15 protein-coding genes are annotated in these 15,531 nt (G+C 58.2%); 8 read left to right on the top strand and 7 right to left on the bottom strand.

Annotated features, from left to right (window positions below):
* The first annotated feature begins 20 nt into the window (after nucleotides 1–20).
* The 5 genes from HW561_RS17505 to HW561_RS17485 all read left to right on the top strand — a co-directional run bounded on the left by HW561_RS17505 (nucleotide 21) and on the right by HW561_RS17485 (nucleotide 3,952).
* Nucleotides 21–668 carry an RluA family pseudouridine synthase gene (locus HW561_RS17505; RefSeq protein ID WP_176866663.1) on the top strand — a complete coding sequence of 216 codons (648 nt, stop codon included), beginning with the start codon at nucleotides 21–23 and terminating at the stop codon, nucleotides 666–668.
* Between the two features lie 299 nt (nucleotides 669–967).
* Nucleotides 968–1,660, top strand: a complete 693-nt coding sequence (locus tag HW561_RS17500) for a helix-turn-helix transcriptional regulator (RefSeq protein ID WP_176866662.1) — start codon at nucleotides 968–970, stop codon at nucleotides 1,658–1,660.
* Between the two features lie 127 nt (nucleotides 1,661–1,787).
* Nucleotides 1,788–2,459, top strand: coding sequence for an OmpA family protein (locus HW561_RS17495; protein WP_176866661.1), 672 nt, complete (start codon nucleotides 1,788–1,790; stop codon nucleotides 2,457–2,459).
* A gap of 135 nt (nucleotides 2,460–2,594) precedes the next feature.
* The gene (locus HW561_RS17490) at nucleotides 2,595–3,137 is read left to right on the top strand and encodes an NADPH-dependent FMN reductase (protein ID WP_176866660.1); all 543 of its coding nucleotides are present in this window, start codon (nucleotides 2,595–2,597) and stop codon (nucleotides 3,135–3,137) included.
* A gap of 14 nt (nucleotides 3,138–3,151) precedes the next feature.
* A complete protein-coding gene (locus HW561_RS17485) occupies nucleotides 3,152–3,952 on the top strand; it encodes an acyl dehydratase (protein ID WP_176866659.1) in 801 nt (266 codons plus the stop codon).
* Here HW561_RS17485 and HW561_RS17480 read toward each other — a convergent pair.
* On the bottom strand, nucleotides 3,944–4,978 hold the full coding sequence (locus HW561_RS17480; protein ID WP_176866658.1) for an NAD(P)/FAD-dependent oxidoreductase: 1,035 nt from the start codon (nucleotides 4,976–4,978) through the stop codon (nucleotides 3,944–3,946). The genes HW561_RS17485 and HW561_RS17480 overlap by 9 nt on opposite strands.
* Nucleotides 4,979–5,033: 55 nt before the next feature.
* Between HW561_RS17480 and mnmD the strand changes: the two genes are divergently transcribed.
* Both mnmD and HW561_RS17470 read left to right on the top strand, forming a co-directional pair.
* Nucleotides 5,034–5,699, top strand: coding sequence for a tRNA (5-methylaminomethyl-2-thiouridine)(34)-methyltransferase MnmD (gene mnmD / locus HW561_RS17475; RefSeq protein WP_176866657.1), 666 nt, complete (start codon nucleotides 5,034–5,036; stop codon nucleotides 5,697–5,699).
* The gene (locus HW561_RS17470; RefSeq protein ID WP_176866656.1) at nucleotides 5,696–6,565 is read left to right on the top strand and encodes a DMT family transporter; all 870 of its coding nucleotides are present in this window, start codon (nucleotides 5,696–5,698) and stop codon (nucleotides 6,563–6,565) included. The genes mnmD and HW561_RS17470 overlap by 4 nt, the downstream gene beginning before the upstream one ends.
* Here HW561_RS17470 and HW561_RS17465 read toward each other — a convergent pair.
* Nucleotides 6,539–8,512, bottom strand: a complete 1,974-nt coding sequence (locus HW561_RS17465) for a lytic transglycosylase domain-containing protein (RefSeq protein WP_176866655.1) — start codon at nucleotides 8,510–8,512, stop codon at nucleotides 6,539–6,541. The genes HW561_RS17470 and HW561_RS17465 overlap by 27 nt on opposite strands.
* 133 nt (nucleotides 8,513–8,645) lie before the next feature.
* On the opposite strand from HW561_RS17465, the gene dapA reads away from it, so the two are divergent.
* Nucleotides 8,646–9,518, top strand: a complete 873-nt coding sequence (gene dapA, locus HW561_RS17460; RefSeq protein WP_176866654.1) for a 4-hydroxy-tetrahydrodipicolinate synthase — start codon at nucleotides 8,646–8,648, stop codon at nucleotides 9,516–9,518.
* A gap of 85 nt (nucleotides 9,519–9,603) precedes the next feature.
* Here dapA and HW561_RS17455 read toward each other — a convergent pair whose 3' ends face one another.
* The 5 genes from HW561_RS17455 to HW561_RS17435 form a co-directional block, all read right to left on the bottom strand.
* Entirely contained in the window at nucleotides 9,604–10,476 is an 873-nt protein-coding gene (locus tag HW561_RS17455) for a dimethyl sulfoxide reductase anchor subunit family protein (RefSeq protein ID WP_176866653.1), read from the bottom strand.
* On the bottom strand, nucleotides 10,476–11,240 hold the full coding sequence (locus tag HW561_RS17450; RefSeq protein ID WP_176866652.1) for a 4Fe-4S dicluster domain-containing protein: 765 nt from the start codon (nucleotides 11,238–11,240) through the stop codon (nucleotides 10,476–10,478). The genes HW561_RS17455 and HW561_RS17450 overlap by 1 nt, the downstream gene beginning before the upstream one ends.
* A complete protein-coding gene (locus HW561_RS17445) occupies nucleotides 11,237–14,050 on the bottom strand; it encodes a molybdopterin oxidoreductase family protein (RefSeq protein ID WP_176866651.1) in 2,814 nt (937 codons plus the stop codon). Before HW561_RS17445 ends, HW561_RS17450 begins: the two co-directional genes overlap by 4 nt.
* Before the next feature lie 73 nt (nucleotides 14,051–14,123).
* Nucleotides 14,124–15,146: a phosphate acetyltransferase gene (pta, locus tag HW561_RS17440; protein ID WP_176866650.1), complete on the bottom strand. Its 1,023-nt coding sequence runs from the start codon at nucleotides 15,144–15,146 to the stop codon at nucleotides 14,124–14,126.
* Between the two features lie 4 nt (nucleotides 15,147–15,150).
* On the bottom strand, nucleotides 15,151–15,531 hold a 381-nt coding region (locus tag HW561_RS17435), incomplete at its 5' end, for a thiamine pyrophosphate-dependent enzyme (RefSeq protein WP_235962966.1).

Raw genomic sequence — 15,531 nt, 5'->3', positions numbered from 1 at the left:
ACTGCGATAGGCAGGCCCGCATGAGCGAGACGTATGATCCCCCCCAAACTCCGCTGGACGTGCTGCATGAAGATGCGCAACTGATTGTGGTGAACAAACCCTCGGGCCTGCTTTCGGTGCCGGGCCGAGGTGAACATCTGGCCGATTGCTTGCTGACCCGCGTTCAGGCAGCGTTTCCACAGGCGTTGCTAGTGCACAGGCTGGATCGGGATACGTCGGGCGTGATGGTTTTTGCCCATACGGCCCATGCTCAGCGGCACTTGGGTTTGCAGTTTGAAAAGCGCCAGACCCGCAAGACTTATGTCGCCCGCGTCTGGGGGCATTTATTACCAAAAAGCGGAACCGTGGAGTTGCCGCTGATTGTGGACTGGCCCAATCGCCCGCTCCAGAAAGTGTGCCATGACACTGGCAAACCGGCGGTGACCGACTGGCGCGTCATAAAACACGACGGTGACAGCACGCGCATGCGTTTGTTCCCCAAAACGGGCCGGTCACACCAACTGCGCGTTCACATGCTGGCGTTGGGGCATCCAATTCTCGGCGATCCGTTCTATGCCAAGGGGGCGGCGGGCGATTATCCCCGGTTGATGCTGCATTCTGAAGAACTGCGTCTGAAACACCCTGACGGTGGTGTCTCGATGAAGTTCAGGGTTGCCGCAGACTTTTGATCTCAGACAATGCTACTCCAAAGCATTTTCAAGTTACCGAGTGAAAATCGCTTGGTTCGTTTTCTCGGTGAGTTCAGACAACGTTCTCGTGCTGACATGAACTCGCGTTCAATTTCGAACGCGCGCAGCGTGTGGTCCTGCGACCAACGATCCAGTTTCAGGACCATCATGACATGATTATCGCGGCTGGGCATTTTTGATCTCCGTTTTTCAGGTCTGCGTCAGCATCGCCCATCACTCCTGACACCACCCTGTCAGGGGGGTGTGCTAGGGTGTCAGCAGAGTATCAGGAGAAAGACATGCGCCGCTCGACCCGATTGTTTGAAATCATCCAGATCTTGCGGGCTGCGGACGCGCCGGTGACGGCTGACACATTGGCAGAAAAGCTCGAAGTGTCTGTGCGAACCGTTTATCGCGATATCGCTGAGCTACAGGCTCAGAGAACACCGATAGAAGGTGAGGCAGGTATTGGGTACCTGATGCGGCGTGGGTATGATCTGCCGCCTTTGAATTTCGATTCCGAAGAGGTCGAGGCGCTTTGGGTTGGCTTGTCCATGCTGGCGCGCACTGGCGACAGTCATTTGCAACGTGCGGCCGACCGAATCTGCCAGAAGATTGATGCGCTGCATTGTCCGGCGGATTGGTTGCAGGTTGCGCCCTGGGGGGCTCCGGTTGATGATCCGGCCAAAGGATGTGTGCCCGTTGTGAATTTCCGAGAGGCCATTCGGGCAGAGCGGAAAATTCGCATCACATATGTGAACGCCGAAGGTGAACGCACCAAAAGGATCGTGCGGCCTGTGGCACTGATCTATCATATCGAATGCACGATGTTGGCGGGTTGGTGCGAGCTGCGCAGTGGGTTCCGGCATTTTCGAACGGATCGCATCTGGGCCAGTGAATGCACAGGTGAAAGTTTTTGTGGTCAGGGTGAGTCGCTGCGTGATCTTTGGCAGGAACAAAACCGCGTGGATGTTTTAGCCGAGCCAGCGTGACCGGTTTCTTTGGCGAGTATTTGCCGATCTCACCGCTTTGTTGCTTGAGCCTGTGCGCAGGCGGCGTGATATAATGCGCCAAACGAGGCAGATCCGGAAAACGGGTGCCGGAGCAGAAGGTGATTCCATGACGATTTCCAAGTTTGTTGTGTCGATGGGGCTGTGTTCAGCCCTGGTCTTGAGCGCATGTACCGATCCGGGCACGCTGACGGTTCAGAACGATCCAAATCAGAACGCCAAGCAAGGCGCTTTGCTGGGTGGGTTGGTTGGTGCCGGGATTGGCGCTATTGCCAACGACTCGAACCCGGGGCTGGGCGCGCTGGCAGGGGCGGCGATCGGGGCGGCCGGTGGCGGCGTCATCGGCAATCAGCTGGATCGTCAGGCGGCCGAGCTGCGTCAGCAACTGGCCAATGACGGCATCACCATCGTGAACGCGGGTGATCGTCTGATTGTCACCGTCCCAAATGACATCACATTTGACACAGACAGCTCGACCGTGCGCCCGGCGTTGCGATCCGATCTGGTGAAAGTGGGTCAGAATCTGGTCAACTACCCGAACTCGAACGTTCAAATCATCGGCCATACCGATAGTGACGGCGACGCGACCTACAATCAGGGTCTGTCGGAGCGCCGCGCTGGCGCGGTGGCAGATATCCTTCAGGCGAATGGCGTAAGCTACAACCGCATCAGAACCATCGGTCAGGGTGAAAACAATCCGGTTGCATCGAACCTGACACCCGCGGGCAAGGCGCAGAACCGTCGGGTCGAGATCATTGTGATACCAAGCGGCAACGCCTGATCACGGTAGGGTTTTCTAAAGCAGGGCCGCCTTTGGGTTGGCCCTGCCTTGCGCAATGACTGTGCGTCAAACAGGGTTTTAGATCAGAGGGATCTCGGTCTAACTATTGGGAAACGATGAAACGGAGTTTCCTTGATGTCCAATCCGATCCTTCTTGGCCTGTCCGGGTCCTTGCGTCAGAATGCGACCAACCGCAAATTGCTGCGTGAGGCAGCGCGCCTGTTCAACCCCGTCAGCTTTGTCGAGGCGGATCTGAACCTGCCGCTTTATGACGGCGATCTGGAGGACGGAGAGGGTATTCCTTCAGCTGTGCAAACCCTGTCTGATCAGATTGCGCAGGCGGATGCGGTGATTATCTCGACCCCGGAATACAACAAGGGCCCTTCGGGTGTTTTAAAAAACGCGTTGGACTGGGTCAGTCGAACACGGGGCAAACCATGGATGGACAAACCGGTTGCGGTAATGTCGGCGGCCGCAGGCCGCGCTGGTGGTGAACGCGCGCAAATGATCTTACGCGCTTACATGGTTCCGTTCCAGCCGCGCATCCTGCAGGGACCGGAACTCCATCTGGCCAGCAGTTCGAATGAATTCAATGAGCAGGGCAAACTGACGAGTGAGCATTATGAGAAAACGTTGCATGCGCTGATGCAGAAGCTTCGGGTCGAGGCCGGTTTCTGAGTTGTTATTGCGAAATGACTGAAGAAACTCATCACGACATGATGGACCCGGCCCGTGCAACCGCTTTGCAGGTGGCGCTGGGTCAGATGGCGACAATATCCAGCGGTTCACCGCTACCGCCGTTTTTTCACCAGCTCTATTTCTGGAAGCCACACGCAACGTCTGAATTGGGGCGCGACGGCCACCCAAAGGTTGGCGATGGTTTAATTCCCAATTTGGGCTTGCCGCGCCGAATGTGGGCTGGCGGCCGATTGCAGTTTCAATCGCCTCTGCTGGCCAGGGGCGAGGCTGAACGCCGATCCGTGCTGGAAAGCTCAGGGACTAAGGTCGGACGTTCGGGGCCGCTTGGCTTTGTTACTCTGCGGCATGAGATCCGGCAAAAGGGCAAACTGTGTCTGACCGAATGGCAGGATCTGGTCTATCGCGAGGATCCTTCGGCTGATGCGGTTAAACTACCGCCTCCCACGGCGAGGATCGATGAAACAGACAGCCACGAGGTCGCGTTCGATTCGACCTTACTGTTCCGGTACTCGGCGCTGACGTTCAACGGCCACCGTATTCACTATGATCTGGACTATGCGCGTGATGTCGAAGGTTATGCCGGGCTGGTTGTCCATGGCCCGCTGCTGGCGCAGTTGCTGATGTTGTTTGCCGAAGATGTCATGGGTCAGGTAGCGTCATTTTCATTCCGCGCGACTTCTCCGTTGATACACTTCGAGACGGCTGTTTTGTGCAGAAACGGGCAGGATCTGTGGGTCCGCGGCCCGGACGGGCGGCAATGCATGCAAGCCGTCGCAGTTCCGGCGTCAGAGTGAGGCCTCGGGCCGGAAATCGTCTGGGATCGTGTCGAGGTTCTCCAGCATCAGATCGGCCATCACCTCGGCCACTTTTGGGGCCATGCCAAAGCCGATCTTGAACCCGCCGTTGGCGATGAACTGCCCTTGATGCAGCGGATGAGCACCCAGCATCGGCGCGCGACTTTTGCTGCGGGGGCGGACGCCAGCCCAACGTTCGATCACCTCGGCGCCGTGCAAGACCGGAACCGCGCGCGTGGCTCGTTCAATCACATCGTCCAGGGCGCTGTCGGTACTGGTAGGGTCATCGTAGTCCCGCTCAGAGGTTGAGCCGATAGCCAGCGTTCCGTCGGCATGGGGGACGATGTGGATCGCGTCGGCAAACAGTTGCGGCACGGCGCCGGCGTCGAACCGCAACAGCGCGGCCTGTCCCTTGACTCCGTTCCCAACCGTCTTGCCAAAGGCTTGGCTCAAATCCTGCAATCCCGCAAGGCCCGTGGCGTGAACAACATGGCCCGCATCGGATGCCTCTGGCACCACCTCAACCCCCATTACTGACAGGGCAGCGACCAATGCCGTGCACGCCCGCCGGGGGTGCATGCGTGCTGTCAGCGTATCAAGGATCACATAACCTGTCGGACTCGGCGGGCACCATGCGCCTGCTGCGGACGCCTCAGTCACACGCCATTCTGCGCGGCCTTGCCACAACTCCTGCGCCGTGATCTGGCGCTGACGGGCCAGATCCAGACTGCGCTGGTCGGCGATCGGCTGGATGCGACCCAGACGCCCATATCCCGCTGAGACGCCACCTGTCGCTTCGATCTGGGTCCAGAACGGCTCGGCCATGATCAGGCTGTCGAACTGGAACGCCTTCTTGGCATTCCAGTTCTCGGGTACATGCGGCGCCAAAGCGCCAACAAGACCACCGCTGGACCCCGCTCCGGGGCCAAAAGGGTCGACAATCTGCACCTTTGCGCCACGTCGGGCGCAGGTCCACGCGATGGACAGGCCGAAAATTCCCGCACCGCGCACCGTCACATCGACCATTGCCAATTCCCTTTTCGTTGTTCAGTGTCGCGCCGCTTAGCTACAGGAATTCCAGATGGCAGACCAGCGCGCCAAGTTGACGTGGACCGATGATCAGATTCCCGTCTCGGACCGCTTTGATGACCCATATTATTCGTTGCAGAACGGGTTGGAGGAGACCCGGCATGTGTTTCTGGCTGGCAACGATCTGCCTGCGCGGTTTGCACCCGGATTCCGCATTGCCGAGCTGGGATTTGGCACCGGTCTGAACATGTTGACCGTCTGGTCTGAATGGGAAAAGTCCGGGCAGACCGGACCTTTGTCCTTTACCAGTTTCGAAGCTTTCCCGATGGCTCTTGCAGATATGGAACGCGCCCTGATGGCCTTCCCGGAGCTGAAGCCATGGAGTAACCGGTTTTTGACGCATTGGGCTGATGGCACATGTCAACTCGACACCTTGCAACTTGAGGTTGTCAAAGGCGATGCGCGCGATACTCTGCCCGGTTGGGTTGGGGCAACAGATGCGTGGTTCCTTGATGGTTTTTCGCCTGCCAAGAATCCCGAATTATGGGGCGCGGATTTGATGCAAGAGGTCGCCAATCACACCGATCCGCAAGGCACAGCCGCGACCTATACTGCGGCCGGTTTCGTGCGGCGAGGCTTGGAGGAGGCCGGGTTCACGGTAACCCGAACTCCCGGCTATGGTCGCAAGCGCCACATGACACAGGCCGTTAAAACATGACGCAGCAAAATGATGTTCGCGCCGGTATCGGCCTGATGATTGCGGCCACCGTCGTTTTTGCCCTGCAGGACGGAATCTCGCGTCATCTGGCAGGGACCTACAACACTTATATGGTTGTAATGATCCGCTACTGGTTCTTTGCGGCCTTTGTGATCGCTTTGGCAGCACGCGCACCCGGTGGGCTGAAGGCCGCAACACGAACCGATCAGCTTGGATTGCAGGTATTTCGAGGCGTGCTGCTCGCGGCAGAGATCTGCGTTGCTGTTTTTGGGTTCACGATCCTTGGTCTGATTGACAGCATGGCGGTCTTTATCTGCTATCCGTTGCTGATCGCGGCCCTGAGCGGCCCGGTTCTGGGCGAGAAAGTCGGCTGGCGGCGATGGTGTGCAATTGGTGTGGGATGCCTCGGTGTCCTGATCATCCTGCAACCGGGGGCGGGGGTCTTTAACCCGTGGGCCATCGTTCCGTTGATTTCGGCGCTGATGTTCGCAGTCTATGGGCTGTTGACCCGCTATGTGGCGCGTCATGATAGTGCTGCAACCAGCTTTTTCTGGACGGGCATTGCTGGCGCGGTGGCGATGACATTGGTGGGTATGTGGTTCTGGGAACCGATGGCCCGCAGCGACTGGAATTGGATGGCTCTGCTCTGCGTAAGTGGCGTGTCAGGTCATTGGTTGTTAATCAAGTGCTATGAAATGGCCGAAGCCAGCGCCGTGCAACCTTTTGCCTATTTCCATCTGGTTTGGAGTGCGATTCTGGGCATTTCGATCTTTGGTGAAACGCTGCGCCCTGAAGTCGTCATGGGCGCAGCATTGGTCGTCGCGGCAGGTCTGTTCACCCTATGGCGCGAACGCCGCCAGAGTTGATCCGATCAGTTCCTGCGAGAACGGAACCGGCAAGGCGGGCTGGCCCAACCGGGCGCGATAGACCGGCAGGCTTTCGGACACACGCATCACGTAGTTGCGGGTCTCGTTGAACGGGATGGTCTCGATCCAGTCGATCACGTCCACTTCGCCCGCGCGCGGATCTCCGTAGCGTTCCATCCAAGAGATCGGGCGCCTTGGGCCTGCGTTGTACCCAGCGGCCATCATCACGACATTGCCATTGAAATCGGCGGCCAGCCCGGACAGGTAGTTGGCCCCAAGTTTTGCGTTGTATTGCCAATCCGAAGTCAAGCGGCCCGTCTTGTGACCACCGAGAATCCCCAACTCTTGCGCCACCAGCTTGGCCGTTGCGGGCATCACCTGCATCAATCCACGCGCCCCCGCGCCGCTGACCACGACTGGATCAAATTCACTTTCGCGGCGGGCAATGGCCAGGGTCATCTCTTTCGCCATCGGCAGGCCCATGTCCGCCACCGGGTGGACCGGGTAATAGGCCGCAGGCAGCACGGTTCCTGTGGTTGCTGCGCGTTTTGCGATCATCACGGCCAGATGTGGTTCTTTCAGTTCGATCACCAGATCGCCCAGCTGTGTCGCCTGAACGGGGTCGAGGCTTTCGACCAGATGGGTCAAAAACCGCTCGCCCAAATTGTCCTCACCGGCTTTCAACGCCAGCAGCCCGGCCTCCAGCACGCTGGAATTGGCAAACTCTGCCTGACGCCAATGGGGCGCACGGCGCGGTTTGGCCAAATCGCTGTCGAACGGACGCCCGATCTGTTCCGCAGCCAGCAATCCGTAGAAGGACGTCTGCTGGTCAGCGCCCATGGCATAAGCCTCATAGGCTTTCTCAGCATCACCTGACGCGGCATAAGCCCGACCCAACCAGTACCCGCCACGACCCTTTGAAATGGGTGATTTGACGGCGGTGGAAAAATTCTGGAAATGTCGAACGGCTGTGGCGGGATCATTCAGCCTGCGCAAGGCCAGAAATCCGGCAAACCATTCCAGATCGGCGTATCCATACCCCATCTCGGGCGTCATGTGGTGGTTTGCTGCAATCTCATAAGCGCGCGATGCGTCGCCCGTCCGCATCTCAAGTCGCGCCAGTCTGCGCCGCCCTTCTGCCCATTTGTCCGGCTCGCCCAGCGATTTTGGACCGCTAGAGCGGGCCAGCATCAACTCGATGGCGCTGTCATCCAGCTCTTTCTTGTCGCGCCAGACAAAACGGTCAAACGCCAGACCTGGCGATCCGGTCAGGGATTTGGGAACCGCAGCAACCTTGCTGTCCACACCCGGCGCGCGCTTTTGCAGGGCGATCCGCGCCTCGGCCAGTTTGCGTTCATCAGCGCTGACCAGAGGCAACATCTGACCGGCACTGACCAGATGACCATCCCATAACATCCGATCCAGCCGTGCAGCGTGATGCGGTTTGAGAAGTTTGCCGAAATTCTCCAGGTAGTCTTTTTGCAGACCGGACCCCATCGGCATTGTCCGCCACGCCGTAACGATATCGGCCTGAGCTTCGCCCTGGCGGCCTTTCGCCATCAGAGCTACAGCATAATTCAACGCGCCTTCGGCAGTCTGCGGGGGTGTATCGGCATAGAATTTAAGAACACGGTCGGGGTCAGCGCCCGTGAAGGAAGGCTCACTTTTTCGGCGCAGCCAAGCCAATCCGGGCCAGTCCGGACGTCGGTCCAGAAACACCAACACGTCCCCCGAACTGCCGAACCCCTCGCGTAGCCAATGCCACACAATGATGTCCCGTGATACGGACCCGCGCGGCCCCGAGGCCCGCAACGCCCCGTTCCAGTCACCTTTTCGCATTTCGGACAACCCGGCGCGCAAATCACCTGCCGCATCCGCCCGAACGGGGGACAACTGTAGCGCCGAACATAGAATCACTGCCACCAACAGGGCGAGAACGCGTGTCATCCCTTGCATTTCCTAACCAACCAAGGATACAGCCATGCAGGATAAACCTTGCACCGCCGGGATCAACTCACAAAGTTAAAATCGTGATGGACCGGGGCGCGAATACTGCAAACTGCACCCAAAGGAGCGTTCCATGTTCAAAGGCTCGATGCCAGCTCTCGTCACCCCGTTCCGCAACGGCGAGTTGGACCTGGATACGCTCAAACACTTGGTAGAATGGCAGATTCAGGAAGGCTCGACCGGGTTGGTGCCTGTCGGGACCACTGGCGAAAGTCCAACGCTCAGTCACGATGAGCATGAAACGGTCGTCGAAGTGGTTGTCAAAGCCGCTGCAGGGCGCGTTCCGGTGATTGCCGGAGCGGGCTCGAACAACACGGTTGAAGCCGCCCGCTTTGTTCAATTCGCCAAAAAAGTTGGCGCAGATGCTGCGCTGGTTGTGACCCCCTATTACAACAAGCCGACTCAGCGTGGTATGATCGAACATTTCAGCACCCTGCATGATTGCGCGGATATTCCGATCATCATCTACAATATCCCCGGTCGTTCGGTCGTCGACATGTCGCCGTCAACGATGGGGCAACTGGCTAAGTTGCCACGCGTCGCAGGCGTCAAGGACGCCACCGGGGATCTGGCGCGAGTCAGCCAGCAACGCGCCAGCTGTGGCACCGAATTCTGCCAACTATCCGGCGAGGATGCCACAGCGCTGGGTTTTAACGCCCATGGCGGTGTCGGCTGTATCTCGGTTACCGCAAATGTTGCGCCGAAATTGTGCGCCCAATTCCAGCAGGCCACATTGGCAGGCGATTATGCCGCGGCGCTGGGTTATCAGGACCGCCTTATGCCCTTGCACGAATCGATCTTTATCGAACCCGGGCTGGTGGGTGCAAAATACGCGCTCAGCAAGCTGGATCGATGCAGTGAGGAGGTTCGCTCGCCGTTGACTGTATTGGAAGACAGCACCAAGGCAGCCATCGATGCAGCCATGGTCCACGCTGGCCTGACCTGAAGCAGACCCAAATCAAGAAAAGGGCGGCCTCGAATCTCGAGCACCGCCCTTTTTTATTTGATGGTCTAAAACCCGTCTGGCAGCTTCAGCGCTTGCCGTAGTACAGCCCGACAACATGTTCGGCCTGTGCAAAGAATAGCCAGCGCGACAGTGCGACCCCGACCAAGTGTGACAGCACGGCCAATAGTGCGAACAGGTGGCTGAACGGTACCAGCAGCAACAGGAATGGCAGAAAGAAAGCGAGTATGAACGAAATCACCCGCAGCCTTTCGGCATGTTTGCGACCCACCACATGCACGAATTCCCGCAGCAGGTAGTTCGTCCCGGTATGGGGTGGTTCGAACGCACGGACCGTTCCACGATCACCCAAGCCGGTGGCAGTGCCCATATTGGTTCCAGATGCAGCAAAGGCTTTGTCTCCGAACCGCCAATACAGCATCTGCACAAACGCCGCGATCACCAACAAAGGCAGCGCGATCGGCGTTTGTCCGGCCAGCAAGGCCCCACCGGCCAGACTCATGCTGAGAAACATGACCGGGGTCAGTTTCATATTCCAGCGTGGAATAGTCTTGAGCTGTGTGTAAATCATTGACGTGGTAAACACGGTCGCCAGCGAAAACAGCGCCCCGATCAGGCCCAGTGCGCCCGAGCTTTGGCCCAGGAAGATCACGCCAATCGCATAAAGACCCATGACGCTCAGAGCGATGACCGCGCACCAGCCTTCGCGGCTAAGCCAACTGGATTTCCACTGACTGAAGGCTTTCAACGCACGCTCGGGGTGGCCCAGGTGAAAGGTTGACGCCAGCAATCCGCCAACGGCCAGCGCATAGGCGATCGCAAAGAAAGTGAAAGCGACCCAACCCGAGACGTCGGGCACCCCGAGGCCAAGGAAGAACAGCAAACCAAAGCCAAGTCCGGACAAGGTGGTGAAGACGATAACTGAAGGCGCTGGATGCATCAGGCACTCCCTCCGGGCAGTTTGTCGAGGGCTTTGTCGAGCCAGCTTATGAAGCCTTTGGGCTCTTCGGCCACAGGGGCCAGCAGCGGAGCCAGAATGTCGATCTGGTCTTCAACCGTATCTTTGGGCCGTGGCGGCAGGTATTTATTGACGGGTTTGGTGCCCATCTCGGGCATCAGGTCCATACCGTCACGTTCCGCCACCAGCTTGCTGACGTCGCTGTTGGGATCGCCAAGGTCCCCAAAATGCCGTGCCCCGGCAGGACAGGTGCGCACGCAAGACGGCACGCGATCTACCTCGGGTAGGTTTTCGTTGTAAATCCTATCGACGCAGAGGGTGCATTTCTTCATTACACCTTCGGCCTGATCCAACTCGCGCGCGCCATAGGGGCAGGACCACGCGCACAGGCCACAGCCGATGCAGTCACTTTCGTTGACCAATACAATGCCGTCTTCGACCCGTTTATAACTGGCGCCGGTCGGGCAGACAGTGACGCAAGGTGCGTCTTCGCAATGCAGGCAGGATTTGGGGAAGTGGATCAATTGGGCGTGGCTTTCGGCGGGTTGCACCTCGTACGAATGCACCCGGTTCAGGAATGTCCCTGAAGGGTCAGCGCCATAGGCGTCCTGATCGGACAGGGGCGCGCCGTAGTTTTCAGTGTTCCAACCTTTGCACGAGATCACACAGGCATGGCAGCCCACGCATGTGTCGAGGTCGATAACCAGACCCATTTTGCGGTCGGTGGATTGAGGGAGTTGGGTCATTTGCCTACCTTCCACGCCAGATCTTTGGGGCCGGTTCCCACCGGTGACTTGATCGGATCAAACTCTGGTTGGCTTTCGGCGTCTTGCGGGGCCTCGGCTTTTTCGATCCTGACTTTCAGATCAAACCAAGCAGCCTGACCCGTTATAGGGTCTGAGTTGGCCCACCGCAGACCGTCCCCTTTGGGCGGTAACAGCTCGTGAATCAAGTGGTTCAGGAGGAACCCTTCGGTCGCCTCTGGTGCGTCCTCTTGCAATGCCCACGCACCTTTGCGCTTGCCGATCGCGTTCCAGGTCCAGACTGTGTTGTCGTTCAGCGCGGCCATTTCCATGACCGGCACCGTGATCTGTCCATGTGGTGAGCTGACTTTGGCCCAGTCACCGTCCTGCAACCCATGCTCGCGCATCAACTTGGTCGGCACATATAGCGGGTTGCGGCCATGTAGCTGACGCAACCACGCATTCTGCGTGCCCCAGCTGTGATACATTGCCATAGGGCGTTGGGTCAGGGCGTTGACGGTGAAGCCTTCGTTGCCGGTTTGGTCAGTCTCGTACCAGATTGGCAGCGGGTCCATCGTATCCTTGATCTGTTGGCGCAGATGATCGGGTGGTTGTCGGTCTCCGTGCCCTTCGGCAGCCAGTTGGAATTTGCGCATCGGCTCGGAATAGAGCTGGAACAGATACGGTTGCGGGCTGTCATAGATACCCATGCCAACGGCCCAGTCCTGATAGGCATTGTTCCAGGGTTTGTAGTAGTCGGCGCCTTCGGGGATATGGGCCACATAGAACCCGCCGTTTTCGATATAGCGGTTCAGCTGATCCGGGTTGACCTCGCCGCGACCTTCCTTGTCGCCATCCTCGCCACGAAAGCCAGCCAGCGGGCCGATGCCCGGTTTGCGCTCGTGATTTACGATGTAATCCGCATAATCCGTCCATTTGGCGCTGCCGTCTTCCTTGGTAAAGCCGGGCAGGCCCATACGGTTGGCCAAATCGATCAGCACCGATTGGAACCCGCGCACATCGCGGTCGGGTTCAACCACCGGCCAGCGAATGGCATCTGCCGCGGCTCCTGCCTCGCAAATCGGGCGATCCAGAAGCGAGATACAGTCGTGCCGCTCCAGATAAGTCGTGTCAGGCAAGATCAGATCGGCATAGGCTACCATCTCGGACGAATAGGCGTCGGAATAGATGATGTGCGGGATCACATAGTCGCCGTTTTCGTCCTTGTCTGTCAGCATCTCCATGACACCCTTGGTGTTCATGGATGAGTTCCAGGACATGTTCGCCATGTACATGAACAGCGTGTCGATCTTATAGGGATCGCCCGCATGCGCATTCGAGATCACCATATGCATCAGCCCGTGGCTGGACATCGGGTTTTCCCATGTGAAGGCCTTGTCGATGCGTGCCGGACTGCCGTCTTCCTTCAATGCAAGGTGTTCTGGCCCACGAACGAACCCCAAATGGGGGCCGTCCAGAGGTGAGTTTGGCGTCACCTTGCAATGCGGCGTCGGGTGCGCCTCAACCGGTTTTGGATAAGGTGGTTTGAAGCGAAAGCCACCAGGAACTTCGACCGTACCCAGAATGATTTGCAATACATGCAAGGCACGGCAGGTCTGGAACCCGTTGGCGTGGGCGGATACCCCTCGCATGGAATGCATCGCAACCGGGCGACCGATCATTTTGGCATGTTTTTCGCCACGGAAATCGGTCCACTCGTGATCCAGTTCAAATGCCTCATCAAAGGCAACGCGGGCCAATTCACCGGCAATAGCGCGGATTTTAGTGGCGGGGACACCGCAGGCTTCGGCCACAGCTTCGGGCGCGTATTCATCACTCAGATAGCGTTCGGCCATTTGATGGAAGACCGGACGATGGGTGACGCCGTCTTTCTCATAGGTCGCCGACAGATCAGGGCGCACGCCCGGTTCGTCAAAGGCAGTCAGTTCGCCAGTGGCCCGGTCGATGACAAGCGGTTTGCCATCCTCATCCTTCAGGAACAGACCCTTTTCGGGACCTTCGGTCGCGTTAATCAACACAGGCGCGTTGGTATAACGGCTGAGATAATCCAGATCGATCTTGCCCGCTTTCATCAGGACATGGATCATCGCCATGATAAACAGACCGTCGGTGCCCGGCGTAATACCAACCCAGTCATCGGCAATAGCATTGTAACCCGAACGGATCGGGTTGACGCCGATCACGCGCGCACCACGCGCCTTGATCTTGCCGAGGCCCATTTTGATCGGGTTGCTGTCGTGATCTTCGGCAACGCCGAACAGCATGAATAGTTTGGTGTGATCCCAATCCGGCTGTCCAAACTCCCAGAACGCGCCGCCCATGGTATAGATGCCGCCTGCGGCCATATTGACGGAGCAGAAGCCGCCATGAGCCGCGTAGTTGCAGGTGCCAAAGTTCTGAGCCCAGAAGCTGGTGAAGCTCTGACTTTGGTCGCGTCCGGTAAAGAAGGCCAGTTTCTCGGGATTGTCTTCGCGGATCGGGTTCAGCCAACCAACCGCCATGTCCAACGCTTCGCCCCAGCTGATCTCTTCGAACTCACCCGAACCACGCGGCCCAACGCGCTTTAGCGGCGCCCGCAGGCGCGACGGTGCATTGACCTGCATGATTCCGGCCGAGCCCTTGGCGCACAGAACGCCTTTGTTCACGGGGTGATCGCGGTTGCCTTCGATATAAGCAACCTTGCCGTCTTTCATGTGTACATTGATGCCGCATCGACAGGCGCACATGTAACAGGTGGTCTTTCGGATCTCGTCCGAAACCTTAGGCGATGTGTCGATAACTGGCTGATTCATGTACGTCCCTTTGGCTGCTGGCCCGATCCTTCCAGTATTTCAGTCAGATCGGAACCTTTTTTGCTACTTGGCTTCAAACGGCCTTTTCTTGCATTTCTGTGTGCTGCGCCTGCACTGCAGTTACTGCGATCATGTGCAGAACATCTTCGGATGAACACCCGCGAGACAGATCGTTAGCCGGTTTTGCCAAACCTTGCAGGACCGGCCCGATGGCTTCGGCACCTCCAATACGCTGGGCGATCTTGTAACCAAGATTACCTGCGTCGAGATTCGGAAAGACAAAAACATTGGCTTCGCCCTGCAATGGCGAATCCTTGGCTTTCTTGGCCGCCACTTCCGGAACGAAGGCTGCATCGAATTGCAGCTCGCCATCGATCAGCAGATCGGGGTCGAGTGATTTTGCAATCTGAGTCGCCTCGACGACTTTTGACGCCTTGGGGTGACTTGCGCTGCCGCTGGTCGAAAAAGACAGCATCGCTACGCGTGGTGTTTCATGCGTCAGTGCTTTGTAGGAGTGGGCCGATGCGCGTGCAATTTCCGCCAGTTCGTTTTCGTTGGGGTCCACGACAAGACCGCAATCGGCAAAGATATGTGCGCCCCGGACTGTATGATGATCGCGGCAATAGAGCATCAGGAAGAAGCTGGACACCATCGCGGCACCCGGTGCCTTGCCGATGATCTGCAACGCGGCCCGTACTGTATCCGAGGTGGTTTCGACTGCCCCTCCAACGGTGCCATCCGCAAAGCCCTCATGCACCAGCATGGCAGCATAGTTCAGTCGTTTGCGGATCTGTTGCTGCGCCTGTTCAGGGGTCATGCCCTTGTGTTTGCGCAGTTCATACAGCGACGCGGCAAAAGCTTCGGTGTGGGGGGAATCGTTTGGGTCGTGAATGTCGATCCCATCGACATCCGATCTGCCCTGCTCGGCGAGCAGTGTGATGACCTTGTCCCGGTTTCCGACAAGGATAATCCGGGCCACGCCTTCGGCGCGCGCTTTGAGCGCACCTTCGACTACACGAGGATCATCGCCCTCGGCGAGGGCGATGATCTTGTCGGAGCTGGTTGCAGCCCCGAGAATTGTGCGAAGAGGCTTCAAGCCCTTACGCCTGTTTCATGTGCGCCATGTCGTTGGCTGAGACGCCTGCGACAGCGACGGGTTTTTTCATGGCGTCGCGGCGGAACGGCTCGCCGAGTTCCTGGTTGATCAGCGCCTCGATCAGCGTGGTGATGCCGTTCTTCTGGTCCACGATCGCCTGGTTCAGCGCCGCCGTCAGCTCGTCCTGGGTGCGGGCAACCACGCCCTTCAGACCACACGCCGTCGCGATGCCGGCATACGAGACCTTGGTGTCCAGCTCGGTGCCCACGAAGTTGTCGTCATACCACAGGGTCGAGTTGCGCTTTTCCGCGCCCCACTGGTAGTTGCGGAACACGATCTGGGTCACGGCGGGCCATTCTTCGCGGCCAATCGCAGTCAGTTCGTT

It is taken from the genome of Ruegeria haliotis (assembly GCF_013377785.1).
Classification (GTDB): Bacteria; Pseudomonadota; Alphaproteobacteria; order Rhodobacterales; family Rhodobacteraceae; genus Ruegeria; species Ruegeria haliotis.
The sequence above is the reverse complement of the archived record's forward strand: the minus strand, read 5'-3'. Positions and strand labels throughout refer to the sequence as shown.

Bases quoted from the DNA above. Each gene is read 5' to 3' on its own strand.
- HW561_RS17500 (WP_176866662.1), top strand. From the start codon at position 968: ATGCGCCGCTCGACCCGATTGTTTGAAATCATCCAGATCTTGCGGGCT.
- dapA (WP_176866654.1), top strand. From the start codon at position 8,646: ATGTTCAAAGGCTCGATGCCAGCTCTCGTCACCCCGTTCCGCAACGGC.
- HW561_RS17505 (WP_176866663.1), top strand. From the start codon at position 21: ATGAGCGAGACGTATGATCCCCCCCAAACTCCGCTGGACGTGCTGCAT.
- HW561_RS17480 (WP_176866658.1), bottom strand. From the start codon at position 4,978: ATGGTCGATGTGACGGTGCGCGGTGCGGGAATTTTCGGCCTGTCCATC.
- HW561_RS17450 (WP_176866652.1), bottom strand. From the start codon at position 11,240: ATGACCCAACTCCCTCAATCCACCGACCGCAAAATGGGTCTGGTTATC.
- HW561_RS17495 (WP_176866661.1), top strand. From the start codon at position 1,788: ATGACGATTTCCAAGTTTGTTGTGTCGATGGGGCTGTGTTCAGCCCTG.
- HW561_RS17455 (WP_176866653.1), bottom strand. From the start codon at position 10,476: ATGCATCCAGCGCCTTCAGTTATCGTCTTCACCACCTTGTCCGGACTT.
- HW561_RS17490 (WP_176866660.1), top strand. From the start codon at position 2,595: ATGTCCAATCCGATCCTTCTTGGCCTGTCCGGGTCCTTGCGTCAGAAT.
- HW561_RS17470 (WP_176866656.1), top strand. From the start codon at position 5,696: ATGACGCAGCAAAATGATGTTCGCGCCGGTATCGGCCTGATGATTGCG.
- HW561_RS17445 (WP_176866651.1), bottom strand. From the start codon at position 14,050: ATGAATCAGCCAGTTATCGACACATCGCCTAAGGTTTCGGACGAGATC.
- HW561_RS17485 (WP_176866659.1), top strand. From the start codon at position 3,152: ATGACTGAAGAAACTCATCACGACATGATGGACCCGGCCCGTGCAACC.
- HW561_RS17465 (WP_176866655.1), bottom strand. From the start codon at position 8,512: ATGACACGCGTTCTCGCCCTGTTGGTGGCAGTGATTCTATGTTCGGCG.
- mnmD (WP_176866657.1), top strand. From the start codon at position 5,034: ATGGCAGACCAGCGCGCCAAGTTGACGTGGACCGATGATCAGATTCCC.